We start from the raw sequence: 15,322 nt of genomic DNA, 5'->3' as shown, positions 1-15,322 counted from the left end.
AAATACCGAAAAGGTAAAAATGATAGGCCAGATTCATAAGAGTTCTATCGGGGACTATTCTATCAAAATCAAGAGACTATTTTACTATTATTGAAAATGGGGATGGAAAAATGAAAGAGATACAGATTTTGGGGAAAATCTGGAAACGGGGAAGGAGATTTAAAATTGGAGGAGAAAAAATTATCATTTAAAACCCGATTGTCGTATTCATTCGGAGATCTGGCGTGCAACATATTATTTGCAGCAACTGCGAATATGGCGTCCTATTTTTATACCAACATTGTGGGAATGTCAGCGGCGGTTGTTGGAACGATTCTTTTGCTTTCCAGAATGTTTGATGGATTCAGCGATGCAATTATGGGAGTAATTGTAGACAGGACGAAATCAAAATATGGAAAAGCAAGAGTCTGGGTGCTGCGGATGATTATTCCGTTTGGCGCTGCAGCGGTGCTGATGTTTATGGTTCCGGCGCATGCAAGCGCGATGGCACAGGCTATATATGTATTTATTACATATAATTTTGCTGTAACGATCGTTTATACAGCTTTGAACTTACCATATGGTGCAATGGCCGTGCTGATGACAACCAGCCAGAATGAACGTACCGTTCTGAATATGTACCGTATGTGTATCGCACCGATAGGTGCAGTTGTTGTAACGGCCTTTACACTTCCGATGGCAAATCGTCTGGGGGGCGATCAGAGAGCATGGATTATGATTTCCATTGGATATGCAATTATTTCAATGATTCTTTTATTCATCTGCTTTCTGAACTGTAAGGAACAGGTATCCGAGGATCCGACAGCGGTAGCAGATACGGCGGTGCCGGTTGGAAAGAGCATCGGAGCGTTATTTAAAAACCGTTATTGGCTGATTATTGCAGGAGTATTCATTCTCTGGGGAATGTATTTCTCGCTGAATGGAATGATGGTTTCCTATTATGCACAGTACGCGCTGGGAAATAATGAGAGGGTAACACTTTTGACACTGGCAGAAAAGATTCCACTTATTTTATCGGTTGTTTTAGTGGCTCCATTCGTAAAGAAGTTGGGAAAGAGAAACTGTTCAATAGCAGGAAGTGTATTATTTTTAGCCGGTGCGGCGATTATGGCAGCACAGCCGTACAATCTGACGACCCTGACGGTTGGACTGATTGTACGGGGATTAGGCGGAGGAACTGTAGGCGCACTGATTTATGGACTTCTGGCAGATACGGTTGAATACGGACACTGGTATACAGGTATCCGGAATGAAGGACTTTGCTATTGTGCATCAGCAGTTGGTTATAAGCTGGGTGGTGGCCTGACAAATGCGGTTTGTGGATTTGTAATGTCACATGCAGGATTTGATGGGCTGGCGGCAAGCGTGCCGGAGTCGGCAGTGGCGGCAATTCAGAATCTGTATCTGATGGTTCCGTTTATTGCCTGGGGAGGGATTGCAGTATTGCTTTTCTTCTATCATCTGGATAAAGAATATGCTTATGTAGAAAGCGAGCTGGCAGAAGGACGCTGGCGCCTTGGTTCGACCAGACAGGAAGCAGCGGAACTGTAGGAAAATGGAAGAAGAAACGGAGAGATGGGACATGGATTTATTTATCGATACAGCAAAAGTAGAGGAGATACGGGAAGCAAATGACATGGGAATTATCTGTGGGGTTACGACTAATCCGTCCCTGATAGCAAAAGAAGGACGAGATTTTAATGAAGTAATTCGTGAGATTGTTTCGATTGTAGATGGTCCGATCAGTGGTGAAGTAAAAGCAACCACAACGCAGGCAGCAGAAATGGTTAAAGAAGGCCGGGCGATAGCAGCGATTCATCCGAATATGGTCGTAAAAATTCCGATGACAGGAGAGGGATTAAAAGCGGTGAAGACGTTAGCGGCAGAAGGCATCAAGACGAACGTGACGCTTGTGTTTACTGCGAATCAGGCGCTTCTGGCGGCAAAAGCGGGGGCAACTTATGTATCTCCGTTCTTAGGACGCTTGGATGATATTTCGGAGCACGGAACGGAACTGATCCGGACGATTGCAGAAATGTTTAAAAATTATCCGGAAATACGCACCAGAATCATTGCGGCAAGCATCCGTAACCCGATTCATGTGACAGAATGCGCGCTGGCAGGCGCGGACATTGCAACTGTACCGTATGGTGTGCTGAAGCAGATGCTGGCACATCCGCTGACAGATGCAGGAATTATCAAATTTCAGAAAGATTATCAGGCTGTGTTTGGAGAGTAAAAGCAGCGGATGGAAAGGAGAGAAATATGATTACATATGCAGCAAATATAGAACCGCTTTTTCCGGGAAAGGATATTTATGAGAAAATTCCGCTGATTCGTAAAGCAGGGATTTCCGGAATTGAGTTCTGGAGCTGGGCAGACCGTGATGTGAAGCGGATTCGTGAACTATGCGAAGATCAGGGAGTAAAGGTGACTGCTTTCAGTGGTCAGCAGGATTATTCTCTTTGCGACGGAAGGAAACGCAGCGAGTATATTGAGTGGGTAAAACGTTCCATCGAAACGGCTCATTATCTGGAGTGTGATTCCCTGATTGCATTCTCCAATCATTTTGAAAATGGGAAAAGCTCAGATTTGAGAAATATATACAGCTGGCAGGAGGAAGTTGCCAATATCAAGGAAACACTGGGACTGCTGGCACCGATTCTCAAAAAAGAAGGCATTACACTTCTGCTGGAGCCGCTCCATAACCATGGAGCGGATGGCGGAATGGCCATTACGGATACAAGCCAGGGAGCAGAGATTGTAAGAACCGTAAATTCCCCGAAGATCCGTCTGCTGTGCGACTTCTTCCATATGCAGCTGATGCATGGAGATTTACTTGAAAATGTAATTCGGAATCTGGATATTGTACCGTATGTACATATTGCAGATGCACCGGACCGCCATGAACCGGGAACCGGGGAGATTAATTATAGTTATCTGATGAATGAACTGAGGGAAAGAGGTTTTCAGGGAACTGCGTGTCTTGAATTTTTCCCAGAGAAAAATACATTTGCAGCGGTTGAGCAGGCAATGAAAATTTGTGGATTTGAATATGCGGGAGAAGAGAAGCACGGAGCACCGGCATGGGGATCCGGCAGGAAAAAACCGATGAAAAAGAGCTGATCTTAATGCTCTGAAAATATAAATGAAAGAAAGAGAGGATGAGAACATGAAACAGGTTCAGTATGGAATGGTAGGTGGCGATCTGAAAGCACTGATTGGTGAAGTGCATCGTAAGGGACTGGCGTTTGATCCGAGAGCAGAGCTGGTGTGCGGATGTTTTTCAGCGATTGATGAGCTGAACGTAGAATGCGCGGATTATTATAACGTGGACAAATCGCGAATCTATTTCGATTACAAAAAAATGGCAGAGGCAGAGGCCGGTAAAATTGATTTTGTGGCAATTTGTACGCCGAATTTTGTGCATTATGAAATTGCAAAGTGCTTTCTGGAGCATGGAATCGGCGTTATGTGCGAAAAACCGCTGTGCTTTGAAGTGGCAGAAGCAGAGGAACTGGCTGCATTGGCAAAAGAGAAAGACCTTCTTTTTGCAGTGAACTACTGCTATTCGGGTTATCCGATGGTAAAGGTAATGAAAGAAATGGTAGCGAGAGGCGAACTGGGAGATATCGTTTCTATCAATGCAGAGTACACGGCGGGCTGTTTCTTAAATGTGCTTCATGAAGATTCCCAGATTAACAGTAAGATCTGGCGTTCGGATCCGAAACTTTCCGGCATTTCCAACACCTGTGCGGATGACGGTACCCACATTGAACATCTGGTTCATTATGTTACAGGACTGAAAATTAAAAAAGTAGCAGCTACGGTTGACCGTTTTGGAAAAAAATTGGATTTCAATGACAATATTCTGGTGGAATATGAGAATGGTGTCCATGGTTCCTATTGGTTCTGCCAGGTGGCATGTGGTAAATCTAATGAAATGGTATTCCGTGTATATGGAACAAAGGGGGGCTTAGAGTGGCAGCAGATTCGCCCGGATGAGGTTATCTTCCATAAATATGGAGAGGCAACACAGGTTTTGACACGTGGAGGTAGTTATTTCTCAGATGAAGAAAAACGTCATTTCCGTCTCCCGTTCGGACATCCGGAAGGATACTACGTTGCGGAAGCTAATATTTATAAAAATATTATCAATTATCTGATCAAACGTAAAAATGGTGAACCGCTTACAGCGGACGATCTGGACTTCCCGGATGTTGAAACTGGTGTATCGGGCGTTAAATTCGTTCATGCAGTTATGAAGAGCGGCGACAATGATTCGAAATGGGTAGAAGTAGAATAAGAAAAGGAGGCAGGAGCATATGCAGTCAATTATCTATAAAGGACCTGGAAAATTTGCGATTGAAGATAGACCGAAACCAATCATCAAAAAAGCAGATGATGTGATGATCAAAGTGCTGGGAGTGTGTATCTGTGGTACAGATATTAACATTTTTGCAACTCCGCAGAAACATCCGTCCCGTCCGGGAATTATCTTTGGACATGAATTTTGCGGACAGGTTGTAGAGGTAGGAGAAGCGGTTACAAGCTTAAAACCGGGCGATAAAGTAATCGTAGACCCGCATGGACCGTGTGGTTACTGTGATGCCTGCCGTGCCGGACTTCCGGAAATGTGTAAGAATCTGTATCTGGATGAGCCGGGACTGGAAGGCCAGGCGAATGCGATGGGCGTATTTAAGGATGGCGGATTAACCAGCTATACACTGGTTCCGGAAAAGTTTGCGTATAAAATCGCAGCTGATACACCGGCAGAACTGATGGCGCTGGCAGAGCCGCTGGCATGCTGTGGATATTCCCTTGAAAAGCTGAATATCCATGTGGGAGATACCGTCTGCATCCTGGGTGGCGGTCCGATTGGACAGCTTTATCTGGCACTGGCGAAGGCAAGCGGAGCAAGAAAGATTATTCTTTCTGAGCCGATCGAGTACCGCAGAAATAAGGCGCTGGAATTAGGTGCAACCAGAGTTGTGGATCCGAATGTTGAGGATATCAAACAGGTGTGCATGGAAGAAACAAACGGTGAAGGTGTCGATCATTGTATTGAAGCGGTTGCCGCAATGTTGATGGATTGTATCGACTGTGTACGCCCGAGAGGAAAAGTGCTTCAGTGCGGACATGATGAGACTGCATTAGCTCCGATCAAGGTTGGAGAGGTTCTGAAAAAAGAAGTAGAAATTCATGGCGTATTCCTTGGAAAATATTACATGGAAAAGACAGCCCGTATCATCGAAAGCGGTGTGCTTCCGCTGGAAAAGATTGTAACACATACATTCCCGCTGTCCCGTTACGGCGAGGCACTTGATCTGGCACGCAGCGTCAGTGCATTAAAGTTTGTGTCATTCCAGAAGAATAAGAAATAAAGAAAAATGGGCAGAGAGGCTGGAACAGCTGCCTCTCTGCCAAAATGAAAATACTTAAAAAAATAGGCGTTCAGAGCAGGAGTGATGAATATGAAATTGGAAAATTATCATGTAAAGGGTGAAGAAAAGATTGTAAGCCCGGCGTTGATTTATTATAGAGATGCGATTGTGAAGAATACACAGAGAACCATTGAACTGGCGGGGGGAGCAAACCGGCTCTGGTATCATGTAAAAACACATAAAACCAGAGAACTGGTTAAGATGCAGATGGAGATGGGATTTACACATTTTATGTGCGCTACTATTTCCGAGGCAGAGATGGCAGCGTCGGTAGGGGCAGAAGATGTATTGGTTGCCTATGCGCTGGTAGGACCGAATATCGAACGGTTTATTGACCTGACGCTCGGAATGCCGGGTACCCAGTTCTGGGCGCTTGGAGATGACTACGATACGCTTCTTCAACTTTCGGCAGCGGCGAGGGAAAAAGGTATTACAATTCCGGTTCTTCTGGATGTCAATGTGGGACAGGATCGGACAGGAGTTTTGCTGTCTGAAACAGCCGATTATTATGAGAGATGCAGTCGTCTGCCGAATCTTCAGATGCGTGGACTTCACTGTTATGACGGACATAACCATCAGGTGGATGTGGAAGAACGACAGAAAGCGGTAGATGAGATGGATCGGAAGATTGAAGAGGTCCGTCAAGATATTCTCGGACGCGGAATTGTCTGCGATACAGTGATTGTAGGCGGAACACCGTCATTTCCGTGCCATGCAAAGGTAAGCGATTATTTCCTTTCTCCGGGAACTTCCTTTGTCATGGATGCCAGATACGGAAAAGATGCCCCGGATTTGAAGCTCTGGGAAGCGGGAGCGATTATGACGCGGGTTGTCAGTCATCCGGCATCAAATACATTTACACTGGATCTGGGAAGCAAAGGAATTTCCTGTGACCAGCCGGTTCGGGGCGAACTGGTAGGAGTGGCGGCGAAAGCAATGTTCCAGAGTGAGGAACACTGGCTCTGGAAGATGGAGGAAGGCCATGAGGCGGAACGCCCTCAGATTGGCGACATTTTATATGTGATACCAAGCCATATTTGCCCGACTACGGTTTTATATCCATCGATTCTTGTGGCAGAAAACGGAAAGATTGTAGATGAATGGGAGACGGTAGCAAGGGTTAGAATGTTGACGTATTAGGCAGAGTGGGAGGAAATTGTTATGAAGACGATAGGACTGATAGGATTTGGCCTGATTGGCCGGTATATAAAAGAACGTTTAGGTGAGCTTGGCGATGTGAAGCTTGGGTTCATATATGATATGAACCCAGAGGCGACAGCCAGTCTTCCGCCAGAACTTGTGATCAGTACACCGGAGCAGCTGGTAGAAAAAATGAAGGAGCTTTCCGTGGATCTGGTAGTAGAAGCAGCTACTTATCAGGCGGTACAGCAGCTTGCACCGTTAATTCTGCCATATGCGGATATGATGACATTTTCATCCTGTGCATTTGCAGAAGAAAAGTTTGAAAAACTGGCGAAGCACCTCTGCAGTGAATGGGGAAGAAAGATCTATATTCCGCATGGCGCTGTGCTTGGATATGATGGCATTTTTGACGGCAGGGAAGTACTGGAAGAGGTATGCATCACAACAACAAAAAAACCGGCGAATCTGGGGAGCAGCGTAACAGAGAAAACAGTTCTTTTTGAAGGAAGCACCAGAGAAGCTTGTAAGAAGTTCCCGCGCAATGTAAATGTGCATGCTGGAATTGCGATTGCGGGGCTTGGATTTGACAAGACGCGCTCCAGAATTGTGGCGGATCCGGATGTAAAGGGAAATACCCATAAAATCGAAGTGACCGCAGATGGAGTTCAGTTTGATATTGAAGTATGCAGCATTCCGAAAGGACTGGTGACAGGGGCATATACACCATTATCTGCTTTTTTTACATTGAAACGTGTGATAGGCGGAGAGAACGGATTGACAATTTCGTAAAAAGGAGGAGAAGGATATGGCAGATAAACAGGAAGTAAGACGCCTGGAAGAAATGGCGTACCAGCTTCGGACTAAACTCTGCAAGCTTTGTGGCAGTTATCAGGGAAACATTCATATGGGCGGGGATATGTCGATGGCAGATATTCTGACCTGTCTGTTCCACCATACAATGAAGATTGATCCGAATAATATCCGGATGCCGGAGCGGGATCGGTTTATTTTGAGCAAAGGACATGGCGCGGTATGTATGTACATAACCATGGCGCTGCGTGGATTTTTTGACTATGACGAGATAGTAAGGACGTACGGAAAACTGGATAGTGCATATGGACAGCATCCGTGTAAAGTGCGTCTTCCAGGCGTAGAGGCGTCAACCGGTTCCCTGGGGCACGGACTGGCTATCTGTGTCGGAATGGCAGCCCATGCGCGTTATAAAGGAGAAAAACACCGGGTATTCTGCATGATGGGAGACGGAGAAACCTGCGAAGGTTCTGTTTGGGAGGCAGCAATTAATGGTCACGCACAGGAACTTGGAAACTTGATAGCGATTGTGGATCGGAACCGTCAGCTGATGACCAGCTTTAGTGAAGACTCAGTAAAGTTGGAGCCATATGCAGACAAATGGAGAGCTTTTGGCTGGAATGTAGTAGAGATCGATGGAAATGATATGAACGCAGTTGTGGATGCACTGGATCAATTACCGGCACCGGATAGCAAGGTACCGACGGTAATTGTGGCAAACACAGTAAAAGGTCATGGAGTTTCCTTTATGGAAAAACAGATTAAGTGGCATTGTGGAAGCCTGAATGAAGAAGATTTAAAACGGGCACTGGCGGATCTGGATGCAGGGCTTGCCCGGGAAATGGAGGGATAGTTATGCAGGAATCGTATACACTGGAAAAATTCAATTCTGGGCGGACGGTAGTTGGAGATGCGATTACAGAATTGGCAAAAACAGATGACCGTATCTGGCTTCTGACACCGGATATTGGCTGGGGGTGTGCAGATTTTAAGGCAGCTTATTCGGGCAGATTTATCGATACGGGAATTGCAGAGCAGTGTGTAGTGGGAGTTTCTGCCGGTCTGGCACTGGAAGGAAGCATTCCGTTTATTATCGGTATGATGCCGTTTATGAGTATGCGGGATCTGGAACAGGTCCGCACGGATCTGTGTTATCAGAATCTCCCGGTTCGTATTATTGCAAATTACTCGGGGTTGACAGGTAACGGCGGTTCTACCCATTATGCAATGGAAGATATGGCATTATTTTCATCTCTGGTAAATATGACAGTGTGCGCACCGGCTGATCCGGAGCAGCTCCGTCAGATAATTTTAAAGAGCGTGGATTGGGCAGGACCGATGGCAATCCGCATGGATCCGGGCAAAAACAATGCGGTTTTATATCCGGAAGATGCTCAGTTTGAAATCGGAAAGGCATATACCGCATGCGAGGGCTCGGATATTACCATTATTGCCTGTGGAGAGATGGTAGCAGAAGCGATCAAGATTTCAAAGGAATTAAAAAAAGAGGGAATCAGTGTCCGTGTGCTGGATATGTTTACAGTGAAACCGCTGGATCGGGAAGCGGTTATCAGGGCAGCAGAGGAAACAGGAAGAATTATCACTTGGGAGGATCATTTGATGAACAATGGTCTGAGCAGTGCAGTCAGCGATGTGCTTACGGATAACTGTATCGCACTTGAATCCTTTAAGCGTTTTGGAATCCCGCAGGTATATCCGGGGTTTGGAGATGCAAAGGAACTTTATAAAAAGTATGGTTATGACAAAGAGAGCGTCCAGAATTATATTCGCAGCCTCTTTTAAGCGGTCATGATTTTGTTTCATGAGGGAAGGAGTGGGGAAACAGATGTTTAAACAGTATATTGGTGGAGAACTGGTGGAAGGAAAGGGGACAATGCTCCGCGTTATGAACCCGGCAAACGGCACCGATTTCGAATCGTTTAAGGCAGCTACCGGGGCACAGGCAGAAGAAGCGCTGGAGGCGGCTAAAAAAGCATTTTCGACATGGTCCTGGACGCCGCTGGATGAGCGTGTGGAATGGCTGAGAAAGTATACGAAAGAACTTTTGTCAGAGCGGGAATACATTGTAGATTTGTTATCACAGGAATCCGGCAAACCATATGCGGAAGCATGCTATGATTTTGATTGGGGGATTTCCAGTCTTCGGTTTTTCGCAGAAGAGATCCGCAGGGTGACAGGTACTACGTTTTCAGATAACGCAGGCCGCCGGGGAAATTTCTATCATCTGGTGGATCGCCGCCCGCTTGGCGTTGTGGTAGGACATCTTGCATGGAATTATCCACTTGGAAATGCAGCGCTTAAAATTGGGCCGACAATCGCTTCTGGCTGCTGCTGCGTTTTAAAACCATCCAGCCAGACACCGCTGGCAACCCTTTATCTGGGGGAGATTCTGCATCGGATCGGGCTTCCAGCTGGCGTGGTGAATATTATTTCAGGTCCGGCGGGAGAACTTGGAGATGTATTGAATAAGAGCCGGATTCCGAAAATGATTACCTTAATCGGTTCGACGGAAACAGGCCGCCAGGTTATGGCGCAAGGCTCGTCTTCAGTTAAAACATATTCACTTGAGCTGGGAGGCAATGCACCGGCGATTTTGATGGAAGATGCAGATGTGGATCTGGCAGCGGATCTGATTGTAAAAAGCCAGGTGTGCAATACCGGACAGACCTGTATCGGTTATAACCGTATTTATGTACATGAAAAACGTTATGAGGAGTTCTGCCAGAAAGTATTGGATCGCCTGAAAAAAGTAACGATTGGAGCGGGACGTGACGACGGGGAAATGGTCATGGGACCGATGATCAGTTTCCGCGAGCGGGATCGGGTACTGGATTTAATCGCAGATGCAAAAGCGCGCGGCGCAAAGGTACTTTGTGGCGGAGATGTTCCTGCAGGCTTTGAAAAGGGCGCTTATATCAGTCCGACAGTCGTAGCAGATGTGAATGAGGATATGAAGATATCCAGAGAAGAAATTTTTGGACCGGTTATTTCAGTACGCCCGTATACAGATTTTGAGGATGTATTGAAAAAAGCGAATGATACGGAAGCCGGACTGACTTCTTATTTATTCGGACATGATGCAAGGGCGATTGCCAGAGCATATGAAGTTTTGGAATTTGGAGAATTGTATGTAAATGGATTTAGTACCGGACCGATGCTTCCGCATTGCGGGGTTCGTGAATCCGGCGTCGGATGCGACGCTTCCGGTTGGGGTCTTGAGGAGTATTTCAGTCTGAAGAGATTGAGTATGCATCCATAAATAACAAAAGAAGGAGGAGAGAAAATGCGCAAATTAATTTCAGATGTCGGTCTTGCAAATGTAGCAGAGTCAATCGACCGGCTGATGAATGTGGATATTGGTGCGCGTGGTACGGCACAGGTGCTGTTTGATGCAGCCAGAGAGCTTTTAAATGGAAAGCCTATGACGCTGGCGGCGGTAGAATTAATGCAAAAGTCGATTAAGCCCGGCGATTATGTGTTTATCACAACCGGATGGGCGGATCAGCCAGCCAATATCCCGACGAAGAGTGAGACGGATGGACCGCCAGGTACGGCGGCTCTTGCAAGAGCTATCCGCTTGACATTAAAAGGTCTGCCGATTGTCATTACAGATGATTATCTGGTAGAAGATATGAAGAAGGTTATGTCAAGCTGTGGTTTTTCAATTACAGAGCCGGAAAAACTTTCAACATCTCTTTCGGATGAATTGGGATTTGAAATGGTTCCTACGATTGCGGTAATTGGTATGCCGATTGATCAGGAAGCCTGCCGGGTTCGTTCCGAAGAACTGCTGGAGCACTATAAACCATCCCTTTGTCTGGCGATTGAACGTGGAGGTATGAATAAGCATGGCAGGATCCACGGAATGGGAGGCTTTGACTTCTCTGCCAGCCAGGCGAAGATGGATTATCTCTTTACCGGCGCCGGTGAACGCGGGATCGCGACAATCGGTATCGGCGATGGCGGTAATGAGATTGGCATGGCAAATATTGAAAAAACAGTGCGAGAAAAGGTAAAGAACGGAAATATGTGTAAATGCCCGTGTCATTCCGGCATTGCACTGGATGTAGCAAAGGTGGATGTTCTGCTTTCGGCGGCTATCTCAAACTGGGCTGGTTATGGAATTGCCTGCCTGCTTGGACTGGCAGAAGGAAATCTGGACGCCATGTGCAGCGAGGAGATAGAAAAGAGAGTGCTGGACAGCTGCTGGCGCGTTGAATTCCATGATTCGATTGGTTCCAGAGTTGCACCGAGCGTAGACGGATGCCCGGAACCGGTACATCTGGCAATTATACGTCTCTTTAGGGAGATTGTTACAATGGGAATCAAGAGATTCCCGGCAGAATAGAACGAATCACATTGCAACTAAATATGATCAATCCCCATTGATACAAACAAAAATGCAGTCGGTTTCCCCAAACCGGCTGTATTTTTTGTTATATAGAGAGGATAAGGTTAAAAAGGTGTTCTGGCGGTAGAAATCGCGAGTAAACTGTGGTAGAATATATAAGTTAAACTGGGTTTACCAGCTGTTGACGAACGGCTTAGATACCAGAAGTGAAAACAAGGAATAATCTAGTCGGAATGCGATCAAAATTAAACGTTAAAGTTTAAGAATAGAAGTAGAGATAATTAAACGAAAAACAACAGACAGAAAGGAAGTACAGTATGCAGGCAATCATTCTGGCTGGCGGACTGGGGACGCGGCTTCGCAGTGTGGTAAGCGACCGTCCGAAACCGATGGCGCTGGTTGAGGGTAAGCCGTTTCTGGAGTATGTGCTTCAGGGGCTGAAAAAGAGCGGAATTGACGATATTATTTTTGCCGTTGGTTATAAGGGCGGCATGGTGGAAGAATATTTTGGAGACGGAGCGCGGTTTGGCATCCGGGCGCGGTATGCGTATGAGGAAGAGCTGCTCGGCACGGCGGGCGCGATCAAGAATGCCGGGAAATATGTGACGGACGAGCAGTTTTTTGTCCTGAACGGCGATACATTTTATCAGATGGATTTTGGCGATTTGAGCCGGATTCAGCAGGAAAAAAATCTGGAGATGGCGCTGGTTCTGCGTGGCGTGCCGGATATTTCCCGCTATGGGGCGGCACGCCTGACCGACGGGCTGCTGACCGCTTTTAATGAGAAAAACGGCAATACCGGGGCGGGCACGATCAACGGCGGTGTGTACCTGATGAAGCGGGCGCTGCTGGATGAGATTCCGGAGGGAAAAGTTTCGCTGGAAAATGAGTGTATCCCCAGGTGGATGCAGGAGGGAAGACGTCTCGGCGGCATCGTAAATGACGGCTATTTTATTGATATCGGTGTGCCGGAGGATTATTTCCGGTTTCAGGAGGACGTAAGAAAAGGAGACATTACATGGTAATCAGAGGAAGAGCGCCGCTGCGCGTGAGCTTTGGCGGCGGCGGTACGGATGTAGAACCATTCTGTGTAGAACAGGGCGGTGCCATTATCGGAAGTACCATCAATAAATATGCATATTGTTCGATCATTCCGAGAGATGATGACCAGATCACGGTTCATTCCCTGGATTTTGATATGACAGTCAAGTACAATGCGAAGGAAAATTACGTCTGCGATGGACGGCTGGATCTTGTCACGGCAGCGCTGCGGGCGATGGATATTAAGCAGGGCTGTGAGGTTTATTTACAGTGCGATGCTCCGGCTGGTTCGGGACTTGGAACCTCCTCGACCGTCATGGTAAGTCTTCTGACTGCGATGGCGCGCTGGAAAGGAATCACGCTGGATAATTATGCGATGGCGGATCTGGCTTACGGCGTGGAGCGGATCGATCTGGGAATTTCCGGCGGTTATCAGGATCAGTATGCGGCGACCTTCGGCGGCTTTAACTTTATTGAATTTCACGGACGCAACAACGTCGTGGTAAACCCGCTCCGTATCCGCCGCGATATTATCAATGAGCTGCAGTATAACCTGTTGTTATGCTACACGGGCAATATCCATGTATCCGCGAATATTATCAAGGATCAGGTAAGCAACTATAAGAAACCGGACGCATTTCAGGCGATGTGTGAGGTAAAGGCGCTTTCCTATGCGATGAAGGACGAGCTTTTAAAGGGAAATCTCCACAATTTCGGCCGCCTTCTGGACTACGGCTGGGAGAGCAAGAAGCGGATGAGCAGCAAGATCACGAATCCACAGATTGATATGCTCTATGACGAGGCGAAAAAAGCGGGCGCTCTCGGCGGAAAGCTTCTGGGCGCTGGCGGAGGCGGCTTCCTTCTTGTGTACTGCCCATACAACGTCAAACATCAGGTGGCGCACCGTCTGGAAGCGGCAGGCGGACAGCTGATGGACTGGAATTTCGAACTGCGCGGCGCACAGAGCTGGATCTGCGATGAAGACCGCTGGGACTACCGCGATATTCAGGTGCAGATGCCGGATAAGGAGTATACATTCCATGTGTAAAAATAACTGTAAAGTAGTATTCCTTGACCGTGATGGCACGATGAACGTGGAGGTCAATTATCTTCATCGAAAAGAAGATTTGAAGCTGATTGACGGCACCGCAGAGGCAGTCCGTCTCCTGAACGAGGCCGGATATAAGGTGATCGTCATTACCAACCAGGCGGGCGTGGCGAGGGGTTACTATACCGAGGCGGATGTAAAAATCCTTCATGATTATATGAATGAGGTGCTGGGGCGTGACGGAGCACACGTAGATGCGTTCTACTATTGCCCGCACCACCCGGAGCATGGGATTGGACTTTATAAGAAAAAATGCCATTGCCGCAAGCCGGAGACAGGAATGTTTGAGATGGCAGAGCGCGATCTGCGGGGGGCATTGATAAAGCACATTCCTATATGATCGGGGACAAGCGCATCGACGCGCAGGCAGGAAAAAACTTCGGCGTGACCGGAGTCCTTGTAGGAACCGGCTATGGGGCAAAAGAACATGCGGAAGATAGGGCGGCTGGACTTATAAAAGAGGACGGAAGCTGCCCGGTGGGCGGTTATGACGCGTATGTCGATACGCTGCTGGATGCGGTGCGCGGGATTTTAGACGGGCGTATATAGAATGCTGCTCACAAAAAGATTCCGGGAGTACATAAACTAGAAAGAGAGGAACCATCGACATGCAGAATCAGAGAAAAAACGGACGACCAGACGCAGCCGTGCGCATGGCTGGTCTTTTTCTGGTGCTGTTCTGCGTGGCGGCGGTTCTGATTCCGGCGAAAACGCTGTTTACGGGAAATGGTTTTTTCGCAGATTACATTCATTTCACGGAATCGAAGCGGATGTATGTGGAGATTGCGATTCTGGCAGTCTTGATCTTTGGGGGGCTGGCGCTTTTGAAGCGCGGACGCAGCCGGATGTACTGGCTGACGGCGGTTGTGCTGGTGTTTTCCTGGATTCATGTGGTATTTCTGCCGATGGTGGTGTCGGCGATGTATCTGATTAGCCTGTTGGCGATCGGGCGGTTTTTGAGAAAACGGGTGTTTTTCAGGGGAAGGGTCTGGGAGCGGCCTTATTTTTCTTTTTATATGGACTTCCTTTTTGGAACCTCCTTTGCAATCGTTGTGTATTGTCTGCTTTCTACCCTTGGCGTTGGAAAAATCGCCTGGATGCGCCTTATCGTCTATGCTCTGGGTGTGGCGGCGCTGGGCTTTGATTTTTCCTCGATTTCCTGCCAGTGCATCAGGGGATGGCAGACGCTTTCCTGGATGCTGGATGGCAGGGACAAGGTGTCGGTTCAGGTGATTGAGGCAGGGAAACAGGCGTTACTGTTCACAGGTAGGCACTTTTGGAACCGAAAGTGCCGTAGAAAACGTGGTGGCAGCAGGAATTTGCCGTATTTAAATGCGAAGCCACGGCAAATTCCGTTACTGGGCACGTATGCGTGAACAGTAACAAACCCTTTATTTTACGGGA

Annotated in this window: 16 protein-coding genes; all 16 read left to right on the top strand. The window is 47.3% G+C overall.

All coding sequences use genetic code 11. The features are described from left to right. Positions 1 to 165 precede the first annotated feature (165 nt). Positions 166 to 1,551 (top strand): MFS transporter, encoded by a 1,386-nt coding sequence (locus tag DWZ16_RS01585; protein ID WP_118522175.1) that lies wholly within the window; start codon positions 166 to 168, stop codon positions 1,549 to 1,551. Positions 1,552 to 1,582: 31 nt separating this feature from the next. Further along, a complete protein-coding gene (fsa, locus tag DWZ16_RS01580; protein ID WP_118522250.1) occupies positions 1,583 to 2,239 on the top strand; it encodes a fructose-6-phosphate aldolase in 657 nt (218 codons plus the stop codon). A 26-nt stretch (positions 2,240 to 2,265) separates the two neighbouring features. Then, a complete protein-coding gene (locus DWZ16_RS01575; protein ID WP_118522174.1) occupies positions 2,266 to 3,126 on the top strand; it encodes a sugar phosphate isomerase/epimerase family protein in 861 nt (286 codons plus the stop codon). Positions 3,127 to 3,172: 46 nt separating this feature from the next. Then, positions 3,173 to 4,306 (top strand): Gfo/Idh/MocA family protein, encoded by a 1,134-nt coding sequence (locus DWZ16_RS01570; protein WP_118522173.1) that lies wholly within the window; start codon positions 3,173 to 3,175, stop codon positions 4,304 to 4,306. A 19-nt stretch (positions 4,307 to 4,325) separates the two neighbouring features. Next, entirely contained in the window at positions 4,326 to 5,384 is a 1,059-nt protein-coding gene (locus DWZ16_RS01565) for a zinc-dependent alcohol dehydrogenase (RefSeq protein ID WP_118522172.1), read from the top strand. A 90-nt stretch (positions 5,385 to 5,474) separates the two neighbouring features. Further along, entirely contained in the window at positions 5,475 to 6,584 is a 1,110-nt protein-coding gene (locus DWZ16_RS01560) for a D-TA family PLP-dependent enzyme (RefSeq protein WP_118522171.1), read from the top strand. Between the two features lie 21 nt (positions 6,585 to 6,605). Next, complete coding sequence (locus DWZ16_RS01555; protein ID WP_118522170.1) at positions 6,606 to 7,376, top strand: aspartate dehydrogenase domain-containing protein; 771 nt, start codon at positions 6,606 to 6,608, stop codon at positions 7,374 to 7,376. Positions 7,377 to 7,392: 16 nt separating this feature from the next. Beyond that, complete coding sequence (locus DWZ16_RS01550) at positions 7,393 to 8,250, top strand: transketolase (protein ID WP_118522169.1); 858 nt, start codon at positions 7,393 to 7,395, stop codon at positions 8,248 to 8,250. A gap of 2 nt (positions 8,251 to 8,252) precedes the next feature. Then, the gene (locus DWZ16_RS01545; protein WP_118522168.1) at positions 8,253 to 9,200 is read left to right on the top strand and encodes a transketolase family protein; all 948 of its coding nucleotides are present in this window, start codon (positions 8,253 to 8,255) and stop codon (positions 9,198 to 9,200) included. A gap of 43 nt (positions 9,201 to 9,243) precedes the next feature. Beyond that, positions 9,244 to 10,677, top strand: a complete 1,434-nt coding sequence (locus DWZ16_RS01540) for an aldehyde dehydrogenase family protein (RefSeq protein ID WP_182427282.1) — start codon at positions 9,244 to 9,246, stop codon at positions 10,675 to 10,677. Positions 10,678 to 10,701: 24 nt separating this feature from the next. Then, positions 10,702 to 11,766, top strand: coding sequence for a glutamate cyclase domain-containing protein (locus tag DWZ16_RS01535; protein WP_118522166.1), 1,065 nt, complete (start codon positions 10,702 to 10,704; stop codon positions 11,764 to 11,766). 320 nt (positions 11,767 to 12,086) lie between these two features. Then, on the top strand, positions 12,087 to 12,794 hold the full coding sequence (locus DWZ16_RS01530; protein WP_118522165.1) for a nucleotidyltransferase family protein: 708 nt from the start codon (positions 12,087 to 12,089) through the stop codon (positions 12,792 to 12,794). Continuing rightward, the gene (locus tag DWZ16_RS01525; RefSeq protein ID WP_118522164.1) at positions 12,788 to 13,858 is read left to right on the top strand and encodes a GHMP kinase; all 1,071 of its coding nucleotides are present in this window, start codon (positions 12,788 to 12,790) and stop codon (positions 13,856 to 13,858) included. Before DWZ16_RS01530 ends, DWZ16_RS01525 begins: the two co-directional genes overlap by 7 nt. Continuing rightward, positions 13,851 to 14,258 carry an HAD family hydrolase gene (locus DWZ16_RS01520; RefSeq protein WP_412694265.1) on the top strand — a complete coding sequence of 136 codons (408 nt, stop codon included), beginning with the start codon at positions 13,851 to 13,853 and terminating at the stop codon, positions 14,256 to 14,258. Before DWZ16_RS01525 ends, DWZ16_RS01520 begins: the two co-directional genes overlap by 8 nt. Further along, the gene (locus DWZ16_RS16435) at positions 14,255 to 14,467 is read left to right on the top strand and encodes an HAD hydrolase-like protein (RefSeq protein WP_412694264.1); all 213 of its coding nucleotides are present in this window, start codon (positions 14,255 to 14,257) and stop codon (positions 14,465 to 14,467) included. The genes DWZ16_RS01520 and DWZ16_RS16435 overlap by 4 nt, the downstream gene beginning before the upstream one ends. A 59-nt stretch (positions 14,468 to 14,526) precedes the next feature. Continuing rightward, positions 14,527 to 15,294, top strand: a complete 768-nt coding sequence (locus DWZ16_RS01515; RefSeq protein WP_118522163.1) for a hypothetical protein — start codon at positions 14,527 to 14,529, stop codon at positions 15,292 to 15,294. Positions 15,295 to 15,322 lie beyond the last annotated feature (28 nt).

The sequence above is a fragment of the Clostridium sp. AF29-8BH genome, from assembly GCF_003478145.1.
GTDB classification, from domain to species: domain Bacteria; phylum Bacillota; class Clostridia; order Lachnospirales; family Lachnospiraceae; genus Otoolea; species Otoolea fessa.
This window is presented reverse-complemented; position numbering and strand designations above follow the sequence as displayed.

Coding starts and splice junctions, on each gene's coding strand:
- DWZ16_RS01555 (WP_118522170.1), top strand. CDS start 6,606: ATGAAGACGATAGGACTGATAGGATTTGGCCTGATTGGCCGGTATATA.
- DWZ16_RS01575 (WP_118522174.1), top strand. CDS start 2,266: ATGATTACATATGCAGCAAATATAGAACCGCTTTTTCCGGGAAAGGAT.
- DWZ16_RS01550 (WP_118522169.1), top strand. CDS start 7,393: ATGGCAGATAAACAGGAAGTAAGACGCCTGGAAGAAATGGCGTACCAG.
- DWZ16_RS01525 (WP_118522164.1), top strand. CDS start 12,788: ATGGTAATCAGAGGAAGAGCGCCGCTGCGCGTGAGCTTTGGCGGCGGC.
- DWZ16_RS01530 (WP_118522165.1), top strand. CDS start 12,087: ATGCAGGCAATCATTCTGGCTGGCGGACTGGGGACGCGGCTTCGCAGT.
- DWZ16_RS01515 (WP_118522163.1), top strand. CDS start 14,527: ATGCAGAATCAGAGAAAAAACGGACGACCAGACGCAGCCGTGCGCATG.
- DWZ16_RS01540 (WP_182427282.1), top strand. CDS start 9,244: ATGTTTAAACAGTATATTGGTGGAGAACTGGTGGAAGGAAAGGGGACA.
- DWZ16_RS01560 (WP_118522171.1), top strand. CDS start 5,475: ATGAAATTGGAAAATTATCATGTAAAGGGTGAAGAAAAGATTGTAAGC.
- fsa (WP_118522250.1), top strand. CDS start 1,583: ATGGATTTATTTATCGATACAGCAAAAGTAGAGGAGATACGGGAAGCA.
- DWZ16_RS01570 (WP_118522173.1), top strand. CDS start 3,173: ATGAAACAGGTTCAGTATGGAATGGTAGGTGGCGATCTGAAAGCACTG.
- DWZ16_RS01565 (WP_118522172.1), top strand. CDS start 4,326: ATGCAGTCAATTATCTATAAAGGACCTGGAAAATTTGCGATTGAAGAT.
- DWZ16_RS01535 (WP_118522166.1), top strand. CDS start 10,702: ATGCGCAAATTAATTTCAGATGTCGGTCTTGCAAATGTAGCAGAGTCA.
- DWZ16_RS01520 (WP_412694265.1), top strand. CDS start 13,851: ATGTGTAAAAATAACTGTAAAGTAGTATTCCTTGACCGTGATGGCACG.
- DWZ16_RS01545 (WP_118522168.1), top strand. CDS start 8,253: ATGCAGGAATCGTATACACTGGAAAAATTCAATTCTGGGCGGACGGTA.
- DWZ16_RS16435 (WP_412694264.1), top strand. CDS start 14,255: ATGATCGGGGACAAGCGCATCGACGCGCAGGCAGGAAAAAACTTCGGC.